A 15,965-nucleotide genomic window follows, 5' to 3' on the forward strand; every position below is an offset into this window, starting at 1 on the left:
ACTTAATTAAAAAAAAAACTATTTTGGCAAAAAATTTAACAGCCATAATCACATGAAAAAATTATTACTTTTCTTTTTTACAGTCGTCTATTGTACTGCTTTCTCTCAAATTCACTTCGAACCGGGTTATATTATCGATAATTCAGGCACTAAAAAGGAATGTTTAATCCGCAATATAGCCTGGAAAAATAGTCCTTCCACCATCGAATATAAAATAACAGAAAATGACACTCCCAAAAAAACGGGACTATCTGATATTAAAGAATTCAGTGTAAGCAATACCTATAAATATGTACGTTATACAACACTTGTGGACCGTTCCGGGAATAGTGTACAAAAAGCAAGTTATACCAAAGACCCAATAACCAAAGAAGAAACCATTTTATTAAAAGTATTGGTAGAAGGAAAGATAACGCTATACCAGTATGAAGATGATAATCTTGTACTTTTCTTTACAAGTGCAGGAGACCGCAGTAAAGCGGAACAACTAATTCATAAAATATATATTTCAGAAGGAGGATATGCCGAAAACAATCAATTCCGTCAGCAATTATACCGACAGTTCCAATCAGAGTACCTGGAATCTGGTTCTTTGAAGATGAAAGATTTTGAAAAATTAAACTATAGCCAAAAAGCACTAATCAAACTATTTGGATTATACGATCAATCGGAGACTACGACCTTCACAAATCTTGAAGCGAGGCAAAACAAAAGTACCGTGCATCTAAAAGCTATTGCAGGTGCAAACTTTACATCCTTAATGTTGGAAAAGGGAGACCGCAGCCCAGAAGTAAATTTCGAAAATAAAACCCTTTTTAGCGTTGGCTTTGAAGCAGAATACATATTACCTTTCAATCAAAAAAAATGGTCCATCTTTATAGCACCAAACTGGCAAAAATATGAATCAACTGCAGAACAGGGTATTACAAATTCAACAACAATTCTAAAATCTGATGTCAGTTATTCGATGATTGAGATTCCTGTAGGCGTACGACATTTCTTTTTCCTGAATGATACTGCCCGCATTTTGGTTGAAGCAGGTTATACTACTGCAATACCGCTCAATTCCCATTTACAGTCCGGACGTGATGACTTCAATGTAGAAACTTCCGGTAACTTTTTTATAGGAACTGGTTTTAATTATAGTCGCTATGGGGTGGAATTACGCTACACTATGGCCAGAAGTATCAACAAACAATCCGTATACCGTGGAACAGAATATGGGTCCACAGCAGTAGTATTAAGTTATCGCATCCTCTAACAAATTATTGTCATACTATGAAAAATACCGCACCTTATATTTTCCTGTTTTTTCTTTTGTGCATTTGCAGCTCCTGCCGGAAAACAACCGATTCCGATACCCTAAAGGACACCAAAATAGCTGTTCCGGATTCCGTTGCAGCTGATGCAAAAGCACATTCCTGGATGGATGATTTCAGGGATTTCAGGACGGCAGTCTATCAAAATAATAGAGCAGAACAAAAAAAGCATTTCAGGTTCCCACTAACCGATCCGGAAATTTGGTTCTTATGTCAGTTAACCCCAGCGGAACAAAATAAGAGAAAATCAACGGTGAAAAATCCGGATTATTTCTATGAAGCCGATTTTGATCATTGTGCTGCTAAATTATTCGCCAAGTCGTTTGTCAATTGCATTCAAAAGATCAAAACAAAAGAACTCTTCGAGGAAGGTCATTATGACACTCCGGAATTCGATGATGCAGAAGGAAAATACCTGATGTATGCGACAGTGGATACCACAACAGAAGAGCTGGTTCTGAATCAGTCATTCCTGAATGGTGAAGATGAAGACGGAAACTATGTGAGTGAAGGAGAATATAATATTATTTATATTTTTTCCATATCAGGTGACAAACTGATGCTGAAAAGAATCACCATGGCCGGATAAATACAAAAGCCGCTGTAAACTAAGAATGTTTACAGCGGCTTTTTACTTTTATAACGCTATCATTTTATTGATACAAATTTCCCAGTATCCTGTCTTTAGGATATTTCACTTTATAGCTGATCCTGATTTTTTTTGTTTCATTGGGAGATAGTTTAAGATCCCAGCTTAGTAATCCGGTTTCGGTATTAATTTTAGCTTTGTCGCTTTGTAGTAACTCTACCATAATTTCCTTATCCGTACTGAGTGGAAACTGGTCTTTTAACAGCATGGTTATCGCTTCTTTTTTAGTATTCCGAACCACAATATCGTATGTAAAGGTTTGTTCTTTATACGAAGACATAAATTTGGTTCCCGATTTATCGGCAATTTTTTCCCTTGTAATTACAATTTTCTTATCCCTTCCCATACTCAGGCTCAGGGTATCCGAAGTGCGTTCCGGATTGATAACCGTTTTCCCAATATTCAATCCTTCAAAAATAATATTCGCCTCACCCGGTAAAAGGTTGTATTTGGAATAATCAATAATATCGGCCATCAGGAACGCTTCTTTCTCCACTTTTGGTGCTGCATAATACTTATACGAAACCGGAAGTTCCAAGGATTTCAGGGCAACACTATGCATTTTCCCATTGGATAAAATATCATAGGGCAGGTCAATATCAAAAGTCACATTCAGCTGATTCTCTTTGATTGTTGTATAATTGGATACCGAAGCTTTCTCTTTTTTAACCATGACCACTTCTTCCAAAGCAATGCCGCTTACTCTACCTTCTACTTTACTTAGTGCAGCAGGAGCATAACTCGAATACCCTGTTACCGGATAGTTCAAATTGAGGAACCAAGGTTGCAACTCCGGTGCCTGATTATCGCGGTTAGGGCTGCCATTGGAGAGTGTTAATTTTACTTTCTTCCAATCCACTCCGGTATTCTGAGCCACTCTTGCTTTGTACATCAGGTTGATCGGGCTGGAAATATTATCCGCACGAAGATCATAAAAAGGACTCCAGGAAGCCAGTGGTGTAGTATAGCCCACCTCAAACGGAATTGTACCGGCCGAATCGTTCATAACCTGCAAAACCAATTTACCGGAAGCCATTTTTTCTCCTTTTTGGGTACTGGTTTCCAAACGCGTATTCAAAACCTGCAGCCTTTTATTCAATAGTTCCTGCTTGTCCTGTAAAACCACAATTGTTTTGCTGATTTCCGTTTGCTTCATTTTATAATACTCCACCAGTTTCATGAGTTCAGTAACGCTCATTCCCGTATTTGCTCCTGCCACCTGTTGATTTTTATCCAGCAGTTGCAATGTTTTTTCCTGGACATTTTTTTCAATTCCAATTTGGGCAATTTCCTTTTGTACCCGCCTGATACTGTCCCGGACTATTTTTATGCCGGGTATCGCATTTTCATCATCATATTCGGAGATATAATTAGTAGTGAACTGTACCGACATTACTGTTACAGATGCCGGTACCGCCACCTGGATTGTATTTTCATCCAATCGGTTGGCAACATTCCGGATTACGATTTCACTTGTTCCCGCTGGTATATATACCGAAGCAGCATGGGATAATTCGGCTCCATTATAATATACGGTAGCCGATTTGACTTTTGCCGTTGTAAAAATAGGTTGCTGTGCAAAGCCCGTCAGGCTGAATAAAAAAGCACATAAGAATAGCATATTTTTCATGAGGATTGTTTTTATATCTCTATAGAGTACTATTTTTGACAAAAGGTTGGGAACGATTTAAAAAAAAATTAATCCCCATTCTTTTGCGATTAAAGCCAACATCCCTGTCTCCATTCCATGAAAAAAATAATCAGCCTCTTCCTCCTTCTTTTTACCCTTACACTTTCTGCCCAAGTATCACTGGTCACCTGGAACCTTCGTGATTTTGGAAAATCAAAATCGGAGGAAACAATCGACTTTATTGCGGCTACTGTGCGGGATCATGATATTATTGCCATTCAGGAAGTTGTAGCAGGATATGGCGGTGCACAGGCGGTAGCACGATTGGCAGATGCCTTAAACCGTAAAGGCGCAAAATGGGATTATACGATCAGTGAGCCTACATCGGGAGATTCGTATAAAAAAGAGCGCTATGCCTTTTTATGGAAAACCAAAAACATCACTAAAATTGGCAAAGCGTGGCTGGAAAACCATTACCATGAGGAAATTGACCGGGAGCCCTACCTCTGCACTTTCGAATACAAAGGCAAGAGCTTTACTGTAGTTACTTTTCATGCGATTACCAAAAAGAAACAACCGGAAACCGAGATCAAATATTTCAAATTCCTTCCGGCACTCTATCCTGGCAAAAACCTCATTTTTACGGGTGATTTTAACTGCCCCCAATCGCATACGGTATTTAATCCTTTGAAAAAAATGGGGTATATTCCTGTTTTTGCATTGCAGAAAACATCGCTCAAAAAAGAATGTGCAAACAACAATTGCCTGGCATCGGAATTCGACAATATCTTTTATAATATTGCGGCTATACGGCCCCACACCAATACAGCCCTACTATTCTTTAAAGAATTTGAGACACTCGAAAAAGCCCGGAGCATTTCAGATCATATCCCATTACAATTTTCTTTTTTCCCGAAATAATGTCTTAGGAAACTTGCAATCCAAAAAAAACAGCCGCTAAGGAAAACCGTAAGGATATACTGTAGCGATGCCCTATGTTTACAGTGCTAAACTATAAAAAAATCATGCATAAAAAAACACTACTCTCCTTGGCATTGCTCACTCTACTGATGAGCTCCTATACTATCAACCCGACTTCAGAAACGTATGTTTATATGTGTAAAAGCAAGGCGGCCAAAAAATACCATTATAATAAAGCCTGTGCAGGGATGAATGCCTGCAGCCAGCAAATTATAAAAATGACGTTAAAAGACGCGAAAGATAAAGGCAAGGAACCGTGCAGCCTGGAGAAATAGCCCGTTTTTCAGCAAATGTTGTTAGCACTATCCTTTAAAAACCCTACTCATTTGTTTGTATCTTTGCCAAAAAGTAATACTGATTATGAATTTGCCGATCACAACTGTATCCAAACACGAGTACGACAGTATTATTGTGCTATGGGAAGCTTCAGTTCGGGCGACACATCATTTTATACGGGAAGAAGACATACTGTATTATAAGCCGCTCATACGAAATGAATATCTTAAAAGCGTTTCCCTCTATGCCATCCGGACAGCTGAAAATACTATCGCTGGTTTTATGGGAATTTCCGGGCCTAATCTTGAGATGTTATTCATCCATCCGGATCATTTGCGCAAGGGCTTTGGAAAAATACTATTGCAACATGGTATTGTGGCAATGAATGTCTCCAAAGTAGAGGTCAATGAAGAGAATACGGAAGCACTCCATTTTTATCAGAAATTTGGTTTCAACGTGGTTGGCCGTTCCGAAACAGATAGTGCCGGAAAAAAATATCCGTTGCTTCACCTCGAATTATAATGCTCCTGTTTCAGAAAAAACAGGGCATAAAAAAACCAGCAGTTAGTGCTGTTTTTTTTATGCTATAGCGCCAGGCTATCTTATATTTTATCTGCTTTCTGGCTGTATTTCAATACTGCGATAATATCTTCTTGCCCAAATTCAGCTTCGGCTTTCTGGAAGGTATCATAACTTACTTTTGCCAATCGCCCCGACATGCCTTCCGCCTTCGCTAACCGCAAATCTTTAGCAATATGCTTGAGCGCAAAAGCAGCCTGGTAATCTTCGGCCATTATGGCATCGCCTTTTATTCGTGTAAAGACATTCCCTAAAGCACTATTGTTAATCAATGCCATAAGGTCTTCAGTCCTGATCCCTTTGGAATTTGCAAAAAGCACCGATTCTGCCAGCCCTTGTGCATACAACCCGAGAAGTGTATTCATAGCTAATTTTGCCCGGTTTCCCGCACCATTGGATCCGATCCATAACGATAATTTTCCCAAATGTTCCAGGATAGGTTTTATCTTTTCGTAGACAGTTTCATCACCACCCACCATAATGACCAATTGCCCGTCCAGTGCCTGTTTCACACTACCGGATACCGGTGCGTCCAGGTAACTATTGCCCTGATTCTGGCATAGGATGGCTAATTTCTCACTGATTTTAGGCGAAACCGTACTCATATTAACAATTATTTTACCGGAGACATGTGCTTTTAAAAGCCCTTCATTGCCGCCAAATATTTCCTGGATTGCCACGTCATCCGAAACCATCACAAAAATAACATCTGTATTCCGGAGTAGTTCTTCCGGAGAAAGGGCTTCATGAGCACCCTGCAATACTAATGCATTTACTTTTTCCTGACTGCGGTTATAGGCCGAAACCAGGTAGCCGGCTTTCATCAATTGCTTTGCCATAGGCATTCCCATAGTTCCCAATCCGACCCAGCCAATTTTTACCTCATTCATCGCTTTACATTTTTAAGATTCCACATTCAAAGCTGTGCTTTCAATTCTATCTGTCTTTTCCCTGTCATTCACGCTACTACTTACCACAAATTACGAATCTAATCCTTACACTGCAACAGTATTACAAATATACTCCAAACTTTATAGATTATATTCGGCAACACACTGTTGCTGATGGCCTTAAAAACAAAAAGCAGGAACAATTCATTAGAATTATTCCTGCTTTTTTAGATTGTGGCATGCAATTACATTGCCGTGATAATAAATTCACTTCTCCGGTTTTCCTGATGTTGCGCTTCGGTACATGGCTGTCCATCGGTACAATTGTTCAGTAAACGGGTTTCTCCATATCCTTTCCCGGTGATCCTTTCCGGACTTATCCCTTTTTCAATCAGGTATGCCATAGTGGCTTTTGCCCTACGATTGGATAATTTAAGGTTATAGATTCCACTCGCACGACTATCGGTGTGGGAGCGTACATCAATTTTTATTTTGGGGTAGGCCCGCATCAGGTCAATAATTTTTCCTAAATCTTCGGCAGCATCGGGACGGATATTCGACTTATTAAGGTCAAAATAAATAACGTCTATCTGAAAGGCTTTGGCCAGATCGCTTCCTACAATTATATCTTCTTTGCTTCTCTTTTTAAGCGCAAAAGGGAGATCTGTCAATTGGGTTTTCTGATCTACGGTAATCATTTTTTCCCGCATCGCAAAACCTTCTTTTTCGACCCTGACATAATAGGTATCCCCCTTATCCAGTTCCAATTCATAGTGCCCATCTTTATCCGTAAAGGCTTCTTTAATGATTTTAAAATTGGTATCAAAAACGATCACTTTGGCATTCTCTATCGGCAGGCCATCTTCCAAACCGGTCACTTTTCCGGCAATCAGTGGTTTCGTTTCAAATTTAATTGGCGTCAGTTCCTTCAATCTATAAATATCATCATAGCCCTCTCCTCCGGAACGATTCGAACTGAAATATCCGGTTTTGGTATTAGTATCAATGATAAAAGCAAAATCATCCATCGGGCCATTCACCGGCGCCCCTACATTATATACTGTCTGGTACCGTCCATCTTTTCCTATCTTGGAAACGAAAATATCAAATCCACCCAGTCCCTGCCTTCCGTCAGAAGCAAAATAGAGTTCATTATTTTCAGAGATAAAAGGAAACGTTTCTTTCCCTTCCGTATTAATTGTATTTCCAAGGTTTAGGGGTTCTCCAAAGGTTCCATCTTCATTAATTCCGACTTTAAATATATCCGATTGCCCCAGGCTTCCGGCCATATTGGAAGCAAAATATAATGTTTTGCCATCCGGGCTAAGTGCTGGATGTGCCACACTGTAATTATCGCTGCAAAAAGGCAATTCGGTAACATTTTCCCACTTCCCTTTTATAAATTCTGCTTTGTATATCTTGAGTAAAGTCACTTCTTCCCCATCTTTTCCTTTTTTACCTTTGTTATAATTGTTCCGGGTAAAGTACATCGTTTTACCGTCTTTGGTAAAAACAGGCGTAGACTCGTGGAATTTTGAATTTACGGGTTTCTTAAACGTCTTTGGTTTGGATAAACTTCCGTCGGCTTTCGTGTCGGATACATACAGATTGGTAAAAGACTGATTGGTCCATTTTGCACGGCGGCGTACTGTTCCCGGCATATCCCTTGAGGAAGCAAATACAATTTTGTCTCCGTAAAACGATGCGCCATAATCGGAATATCTCGAATTAATCCCGACAGTCTCAATAGTGTACCGCCCTGAATTTTGTTTGATATCCTGCAGGTAATCCTTGTCCGCATTAAAAAGTTTTGCACGGCTATCCGTACTGTTTTTTTGTGCAAACAGCGTTAGCATTTCATTTGCCTTGTCATACTGCCCTTCGGATTTAAGCGTTTGGGCGTAACGGTAATAATATTCCGGTTCCGGATTGGCATTGAGTGCAAACAATTCGCCATACCATTTATTAGCCTGATCGAATTCTCCATTAAAATAGTATGCATTTCCTAATTTCTGTACGATATCAGCTGATTTATAGCCTTTTTCGACTATTCTTTCGTAGGTTTTTATCGCATCCTTATAGGCCAGCCGTTCGTATTGCTTATTGGCTTTTTCCAGTTTGCCTTTTTGTGAATATCCCGTACTTCCCAAAAGGAGTAAGAGCAGACTATAAAGTAGAGCTTTTTTCATATATATATTTTTAAAAGAACCTTGGTGTTATCATACGGTCATAATTTCGGAACAATTCAAAACGCAGGAATATCTCGTGTGAACCCGAATTGTAATTGGCCAGCTTTGTACTCTCGGCATCATAGGCATAGCCTACAAAAATCGCGTCACTAACCTGGAATCCCGCCATACCACTCACTGCAGCACTCCATCGGTATGCGGCACCTAACGTAAGTTTATCGAAGAATAAAAAGTTAGCAGACAGGTCTACCTGCAATGGCGCTCCCTGTACTACTTTGGTAAGCAGCGAAGGCTTAAACTTTACATCATAGCTCAGGTCAAAAACATGGCCCGCCATAAAGTAATAGTGCAGTCGTTCCTGGGCTACAGAAGTACTGTTATCGTCATAATGTTTGGTCTCTAAAAAGTTAGGGACTGACAATCCAATATAGGTCTGATCGGAATGAAAATATATACCGGCACCAATATTAGGGGAAAACTTGTTATCAACATTATTCTGAAATCTTGGATCTGATGGATTGTAGATATTCAATTTGGTATAATCAATATTCAATAAATCGGCAGTGGCTTTAAGCCCAAAGGATAACTGGAACGTTTCCGATGTAGGTACGGTATAAGAGAAATCAACCGAAATATTATTCTGATCCGATGGCCCTATCTTGTCATTTACAAAGGAGAGTCCAATACCTATATTGGTGTTTTCGATCGGAGTATGTATCGATGCTGCATTGGTTACCGGTGCCCCGTCAAGTCCCACCCATTGTGTCCTGTGCAATCCGAAAATGCTCAATGCTTCCCGTGATCCCGCATAGGCCGGATTGATATTGATCGGATTGTACATGTATTGCGTGTATTGCGCATCCTGTTGCGCATAACTGCTTACCGTCACCAACATCAAAACGAAGAATATTAATTTTGTTTTCATCCTATTTGTTTTATACTCCGGAACCTGTACCCCGGAAATTAAAATTTTACCATTGCGCCTATCAGCGTTCCTTTTTCCTATTATATTCCTGCTTCAGTTTTATAAAAGCTTTGTTATAAAAATGTTACCATCAACGTACCCATTTTACAAATATGCCACTACCACAAGTCCTGCAGCAATCGAATACATGATGTCAATGGAAAACATTATGCCGATTTTGAGGGCAAAATTATAGGTTACAAGAAAAAAAAAGTAAGAGAATATCCGGTATTATTGGAGAATTCGATGAACGGTATAAAAAATCCGTTGTAACGTAATCCCGAATTATCGCGAAATGCCCCCATTAAGGAACAGAACAAAACAACCTGAAAAATTAAAACATTTTTAATACTTACATAACACCAAATAGCAACCTTCAAGTATCATTTTCTTCCATATCCAGCAAAAAAGCAACTTGTTTTAATAAAAAAAGAGGCTGTCTCACAACTCGTGAAATAGCCTCTTTTTCTGTTTTTTACTCGGACTCCTGTCGGAGCGCAGGTCTCAAATATGCAATTCTCAAAGACTTGTTTTAGTTTTGAGACAGCCTCTTACTATATATTTTTTTTGGGGTATTATGAAATCTCAGTAGCAATAAGCCCTTATAGCAATCGTTATCCATTGAGATTTATAAAAGAAGTCTGCTCTTACTTTTGTTCTCCCGCTTTTGCATCAAAGAAAGCAATAATCCGGGGATAAAAACTTTTAAAGGTAGGATACGTATCCCGCGAAGTTTCATATGCTCCCAATAAAGAAACCAGGTCTTTGATCCACACGAAACCTTTTTGTGTTTGTGTTGTTATTTCCTGCTGAACAACAGTTGCTGTAGCCCCATGATCCATTAAATACCGAACCACTGATGCACGTACTAATGATTCGTCAATAAGGCTATGCCAGTCTTCATAGCCTTCCAGTTTCATGGCCATTTTTTGAGCTTCCAATAAGGCTTCGCCACTTGATTTAAGTTGCTGTTCTATTGTAGTATCCTCCTCGAGAATATGATCGATAAAGGAGTGATTAAATTCATGAATTAAATAGGGCAAGTATACCGCTTCCGGGAAGAAGGGTTTACCCTGCTCATCAAAAGTCCAGGATCCCATAATGGCATAAACCAGTTTCTTTTGCCCTACAGGCTTAACACTTGGCCCATAATTGGCTCCGCCATTACCAAACCCTATCACAACACGGTAATCTACTTCATGATCGCCATAATAATCCAGGTACCATTTTTGGTCGAATGTTGCTACAGAGTGATCAAATAAGCTTGTAGCATCCTTATAATTTGTCTCATGGTCTTTAAAGAATTTTTCAAATGCCGCTACTTTGTAAAAATCATTAAGTAATGCTACAAATTGTATAGCGTCCTTTTCGTCCCATTTCCCTTTTAATGTATTTCCCGACTGTTTTATTATGGAAAACTTATTGTTTTTTAATTCTAAAGCTACCGCCAGAAACATTACTTTGGAAAAGCCCATTCCTTTTTCCGTATGGAGTTTTTTGGCAAAGCTAACTACTGTATGGCTCCTGTATGCTCCAAAATAATCCTCAATATCCTTTACGTAATTCTTATCCAATTTCATGTTATACTCCGGATTTCCTGCAAGCCGGAATACAATACTAAGCAGCTCAACCCGCTGATCTACAGTAGAAATCACATTTCCCTTTGCCACGCCTGCTGCACTGGCAAACACCATCAATAACGCAATCATTAACTTCATAAAGGCATTTTTTAATTGTTAAAAGTCAAAAGAGTTATGAAATGCTTTTTCATTCCAACGCTGCCTTTCTACAATATCAGTTTTATTTGGGTTGTTGAAACTTAAGTAATGCTTCAGGTCCCTGGATAATTACCATACCTATTATAATAGCAAATACAGTTATTACATACCCTACAAACCCTATAAACGCAAACAATAAAACTTTCAAAATAATATCCCTTAGACTTCTTTCGTGGTAAAATCCCTTGTAGAACCAAACCATAATAAATGGGATAGCAAACATAGAAATTCCTATGAGATATGCAAAAACACTACTGTCGTGCCTAAAAACATACAAAAATGGATATAAAAGAACAACTGTAATAATAGTATAATAGCATTGAAAAAAGGCATTCATTATCACATGTTCATAATAGTTTTGCCCCCACTTTCGGAATAGTAATTTTGTAAAAACTGAAATAACCGGAATTAAGAATACCATTATGGCCGCACTGTAACTCGACACAAAAGACATCAGATTCGTTAATGGAGTATACGAGAGTTTTTGTTGCGTGTAGTAATCCTGCATTATCTCATTAAATCGAAGGACTTTAAAGGATAGAAAAGCTGCAATACCGCTTAATAAAAAGGCTAACAAAATCGGTTTATAATGATTCACCCGATTTCCATCAATAAATTCCCGTGCTGTTTTTCCGGGGTTTTGCATAATCTTCTTAACCGAATAGAAAAAGCCTTTGTTCGTATGAACCATTAAATATTGGGCTTCATCGATTACAAATTTTCTATCAATCCTTTTATATTTTTTCTGGCCACAGTGACTACAAAAATTTTCAAGTATGGGATGATTACAGTTCAGGCAGTTATTTTCCATTTTCAATAGTTGTCAAAGTGTTTTTATTTGGTGCGTCTTGATTTGAGTTCAGCCTCTATTTGATTCCATTTCATGATCCCTGGTAGTATAAAAAGTATTCCACACGGCATAACCGCTATCAGGCTGGTTTTCCCATTTTTAATAATCAGGTAAATTAGTGCAGTATATAATAAAAGTGCTACAATAGCTCCGCCAATTAATAAGCCTTTTAACAACGCTTTTTGTTTAGTAAGTTCCGCTATGGTGAACCCGGATAGTTTGTTCGTTTTCATAAGCATGGTGTTGGTTTAGTTACACTTCTGGAATGCCCAAAGTTATAAAAAAATGTTAAAACAACAACAACTATTCAATAGTATACAATCCGTTATCTTGCTAACTAATATAGTGAGGCTAAAGCATACAAAAAAGCACCTACAGTCCTGTAGATGCTTTAAAAATTACAGTGTAAATCTCGGATTTAAAAATATTGCTTAAGACATTGTTTAAGAACCCATAATAACATAATATAGTGCGGCCATATGTCCTATCCATAGAAACAATGATCCTAAACCTAAGATCTTTAATGTTAGACTGGGTTCCTGTTTTTTATATCTGTGTAGTCGTATTATATAGGACCATATACATACGAAAGCACCAACTATTACCGGACCGGAAAATAACAGTATTTTATACAACATAATTTTTTTATTTATTTATTTATCTTTACAATCATCATAATTATCTGCACACGTGTCTAACATGGAACTCAAATGCAGCGTTGCAGCGGTTAAACAAGCAGAAGCGACTACTCCACCTAAACAACCACCACACCAGGCCGAAGCAGCCCCTACTGCCATTCCTGCCGCTGCACATCCCGCATCTTCAATTATCCAGATGGACCAACTTCCCAGTTTACAACTTCCCAGTTTTTCTTCACAAGTTCTACCGGTTGTCGTATTTTCTAAAGCCGTATCAAAAACAAATTGCAAATCCGGTTGATCAATTACTACTAAATCATATCTCTTAGTTAGCGCCTTAACATAAGTGAAATTTTCTGTTTCAAATTTAAATGCCGCTTCAGCAGACTCAAAACCGATTGCTTTGGCTAAAATATTTTTTTCAGCCTCATCTAATTTTTCCTTTTTGAGCAGTTCATTTTTTAGCGCTCTATCAGATTTAAATTCAGAAAAGTATTCTAAATTTTTATACAGTTTAATAAAGTCCTCATCCTGAGCAATTGCTAAACCTAATTTTTTCAAATGTTCATTTTCTTTTGCTCCTCTTGCTGCTTGTTCAGTTTCCACTACTGCCTGTTCAGTCTTGGTTGCTGTCTGATCATCACCGCTACACGAGTATAAAACGATTGTAAATAATCCAGCCCCTAACAGGCTAAAAGCGACTTTTTGAAATTTCTTCATAATAAAAATATTAAAGTTAAAATAATAGAATAAATACAACTAAAAATTATATAAGTACATATAAATACAATTAAAATCAATTTTTTATATTTTAAACAGAATTGTAAACATAAACATTTAAAAACAAATAAAAAAAATATTATTCGTCATTTTTAAGATAAAATTATAATTAAAAAAAATTTTGACATAAAAAATAAACATTTTTTATGTCAAAATATATGAGTTTTGCAATAGATTCAACCTACAGATTCTCTCTGAATTTCTACCAATTCTAAACTCCCAAAGCGATACAATTATAAGCCGGTTCCTTCAGACAAAAAAGCGATTATTTTCACTCTTTTCATAATTAAAATATTGAGATAACATGGACTATTCATATTATACCAAATATAAACAAAAATATTTATTATAGAGAAATACATTAATTCTTTATTTTATACCAGTAGAGTTAAAATAGCTTCTGACGTATTGCCCTTTTATAAATTTACAAACTACCTAAAACCAATAATAAACAATGGAATATCTCTTAAATAGTAATTCTTATGCCTGAAGACAGTCAAATTATTGAAACGATTAGGACAATAAAAATACTTTAAAATTTTTCACAAATAAAGAATAGTATATAAACACTAAAAACCTATTTTTGTTTATAAAATATATCAAATTTTATAAACAATATGATTTAAGTAGAATGATTTTCGCAATAGGCAATACAAATTGTGCTTACAATGCTGTAAGCACTTTTAAGGCACGCTGATCTTTTTCATAAATCTATTCAGACAATCAACTGGAAATAATTTTTGTTATAGAATTTTATTTATGAAATTTGGAAATCTATACGTTACTCCAACCATTATCAACAAAAGCATATAAAATCTTCAAATTTTTTTATGAAATTCAACTATTTTATTGTATTTTTTTAACTATTTGTATTTTTTTTATTACTTTTAAAAATAATTACAACTTGATTTATTTTACGTATCCGCCCGGACCCCAAGGTGTATATATGATAATTTCATACACATAAATTAGTTGGTAGAAAATTTTAAAAAGCATACTGAACAGACGAATTGCTTGAAGATACAATAGAGTTCATTCAAGAAAATACGAAAATTTAGCAAAAAGTAAAAAATTAGTAAACCAGCGGGGCGGTACATTAATCTTAATTTAAAAATTAATAAAATAGTACCTAAAGCTATCGTCCTTGTGGTATACCGCATTAATATAAGGGGAGTAGCATAAAATTATGAAAAATATTAAATTTTTATTTTTGGGGATAGTTGCAATTCTACTATCTTGTAGTAATGAACATGAAAATCATAATAATGAACTTTCATTTACGGATGTAGAAAAACTATTCAAAATGAAAACATCATTCTCTGAAGTTTCAAAAAGTGTCATTTTAAACCACTATAGTTCTGTTGACAATTATTATAACTATGGCATTCAAAGAAAAAAGGAATTAGTTAGTAAAACAAAAAGCAGCGAGCGAACTGTACACACTACATATAAAGTACGATTAACAAATCCTCGTGCGGGCTTAAACACCACAATAGAGGTGTTGTGGCATGATTACATTTTAAATGCTGCAGAAGAACAAGGAATAGATTTGCCATATTCCTGTAGATGTGGAGCTGATTCTTCAAGTTTAGCGAAACAACTTTCAGGTTCCCCTGCAGATCAATCAGAACAAACTTTTTTAAACGAAGAACAAATTGATGCTGGCTGGGTATTACTTGATGTGGCTTCACCAACATCTGATTGTACCTTTTTGACACACCAGGAAGAAAACCTATATTAACTTATGAAAATATCACTTATTATTATAACACTGCTTGTTCAAGCAGTGTTATATTCTCAAAATGAACAAAAACCCAATATTCAAAGAACTGACAGTCTACAAATTTTCTTAAATGCAAAACAAAAAAAAATCGACAGTTTAAAAACGATTGATTTCGTCAATAGAAAGTATCAATATTTGGATGCCGATTTTAAAATCAAAATTGACAAAAATACCTTTAATAAAATACTTCTTAAAAACGCACCAAACATTAAAAGTTACAAGGATTCGTTAATGGTAGTACTTTATTATGAGCTTGGCGACAATGATGCAGTTAATATTGCATTTCATCGAATTCTTTTTAATTGGAAAAAAATGAGTTATTATATCTGGGAAAGCGAGCAAACAACAAAACAATTAGGTGAAAGCTTCGGTTTTAAACATCCACATAACTTTTTTGAATTTTTAAAAGATAATAATAATGAAAATTCCAAAAAAATAGAATTTTTAACGCAATTGCAACTTAACTTACAAAATAAGAAACTAGACAAAGTAGGTTTGAAACCATTTAATGAATTTTTAAATTATGCTTTTAAACATAATCCAAATAGAATAAAAGATAATGCAGCGTATAAAGCAAACCTTGCCAGGAATAAACATTGAAAAAGGCCAATCTTAACATTAAAAATCACCCACCCTTATTATCTCCTAAAAAAGAAAAA

At 36.5% G+C, this 15,965-nt stretch carries 15 protein-coding genes; 7 read left to right on the top strand and 8 right to left on the bottom strand.

The features are described from left to right. The first annotated feature begins 52 nt into the window (after nt 1-52). Nucleotides 53-1,261 carry a hypothetical protein gene (locus FK004_RS02975; RefSeq protein WP_108735909.1) on the top strand — a complete coding sequence of 403 codons (1,209 nt, stop codon included), beginning with the start codon at nt 53-55 and terminating at the stop codon, nt 1,259-1,261. Nucleotides 1,262-1,278: 17 nt separating this feature from the next. Then, entirely contained in the window at nt 1,279-1,908 is a 630-nt protein-coding gene (locus FK004_RS02980; protein WP_108735910.1) for a hypothetical protein, read from the top strand. A gap of 64 nt (nt 1,909-1,972) precedes the next feature. Here FK004_RS02980 and FK004_RS02985 read toward each other — a convergent pair whose 3' ends face one another. Beyond that, nucleotides 1,973-3,598 carry a DUF4139 domain-containing protein gene (locus FK004_RS02985; protein WP_108735911.1) on the bottom strand — a complete coding sequence of 542 codons (1,626 nt, stop codon included), beginning with the start codon at nt 3,596-3,598 and terminating at the stop codon, nt 1,973-1,975. Between the two features lie 117 nt (nt 3,599-3,715). Here FK004_RS02985 and FK004_RS02990 point away from each other — a divergent pair, with 117 nt between their 5' ends. From FK004_RS02990 to FK004_RS03000, 3 genes are all read left to right on the top strand, one after another. Beyond that, complete coding sequence (locus FK004_RS02990; protein ID WP_108735912.1) at nt 3,716-4,519, top strand: endonuclease/exonuclease/phosphatase family protein; 804 nt, start codon at nt 3,716-3,718, stop codon at nt 4,517-4,519. A 104-nt stretch (nt 4,520-4,623) separates the two neighbouring features. Then, on the top strand, nt 4,624-4,854 hold the full coding sequence (locus FK004_RS02995) for a hypothetical protein (RefSeq protein ID WP_227871661.1): 231 nt from the start codon (nt 4,624-4,626) through the stop codon (nt 4,852-4,854). 85 nt (nt 4,855-4,939) lie between these two features. Then, nucleotides 4,940-5,377: a GNAT family N-acetyltransferase gene (locus FK004_RS03000; RefSeq protein WP_108735914.1), complete on the top strand. Its 438-nt coding sequence runs from the start codon at nt 4,940-4,942 to the stop codon at nt 5,375-5,377. Nucleotides 5,378-5,457: 80 nt separating this feature from the next. On the opposite strand, the gene FK004_RS03005 is transcribed toward FK004_RS03000, so the two are convergent. From FK004_RS03005 to FK004_RS03035, 7 genes are all read right to left on the bottom strand, one after another. Next, nucleotides 5,458-6,324, bottom strand: a complete 867-nt coding sequence (locus FK004_RS03005; protein WP_108735915.1) for an NAD(P)-dependent oxidoreductase — start codon at nt 6,322-6,324, stop codon at nt 5,458-5,460. Between the two features lie 245 nt (nt 6,325-6,569). Beyond that, nucleotides 6,570-8,513, bottom strand: a complete 1,944-nt coding sequence (locus FK004_RS03010; RefSeq protein WP_108735916.1) for an OmpA family protein — start codon at nt 8,511-8,513, stop codon at nt 6,570-6,572. Nucleotides 8,514-8,523: 10 nt separating this feature from the next. Then, nucleotides 8,524-9,438: a PorP/SprF family type IX secretion system membrane protein gene (locus FK004_RS03015; RefSeq protein WP_108735917.1), complete on the bottom strand. Its 915-nt coding sequence runs from the start codon at nt 9,436-9,438 to the stop codon at nt 8,524-8,526. Nucleotides 9,439-10,124: 686 nt separating this feature from the next. Next, nucleotides 10,125-11,195, bottom strand: coding sequence for a DUF4932 domain-containing protein (locus FK004_RS03020; RefSeq protein ID WP_108735918.1), 1,071 nt, complete (start codon nt 11,193-11,195; stop codon nt 10,125-10,127). A gap of 82 nt (nt 11,196-11,277) precedes the next feature. Next, nucleotides 11,278-12,066 (bottom strand): DUF3667 domain-containing protein, encoded by a 789-nt coding sequence (locus FK004_RS03025; protein ID WP_108735919.1) that lies wholly within the window; start codon nt 12,064-12,066, stop codon nt 11,278-11,280. Between the two features lie 23 nt (nt 12,067-12,089). Further along, entirely contained in the window at nt 12,090-12,338 is a 249-nt protein-coding gene (locus FK004_RS03030; RefSeq protein ID WP_157956015.1) for a hypothetical protein, read from the bottom strand. A gap of 420 nt (nt 12,339-12,758) precedes the next feature. Then, complete coding sequence (locus FK004_RS03035; RefSeq protein ID WP_108735921.1) at nt 12,759-13,463, bottom strand: hypothetical protein; 705 nt, start codon at nt 13,461-13,463, stop codon at nt 12,759-12,761. A 1,246-nt stretch (nt 13,464-14,709) separates the two neighbouring features. Here FK004_RS03035 and FK004_RS19750 point away from each other — a divergent pair. Next, on the top strand, nt 14,710-15,264 hold the full coding sequence (locus FK004_RS19750; protein ID WP_317046964.1) for a 2Fe-2S iron-sulfur cluster-binding protein: 555 nt from the start codon (nt 14,710-14,712) through the stop codon (nt 15,262-15,264). 3 nt (nt 15,265-15,267) lie between these two features. Further along, nucleotides 15,268-15,906: a hypothetical protein gene (locus tag FK004_RS03045; protein WP_108735922.1), complete on the top strand. Its 639-nt coding sequence runs from the start codon at nt 15,268-15,270 to the stop codon at nt 15,904-15,906. The last annotated feature ends 59 nt before the right edge of the window (nt 15,907-15,965 follow it).

The sequence above is a fragment of the Flavobacterium kingsejongi genome, from assembly GCF_003076475.1.
Taxonomy (GTDB): domain Bacteria; phylum Bacteroidota; class Bacteroidia; order Flavobacteriales; family Flavobacteriaceae; genus Flavobacterium; species Flavobacterium kingsejongi.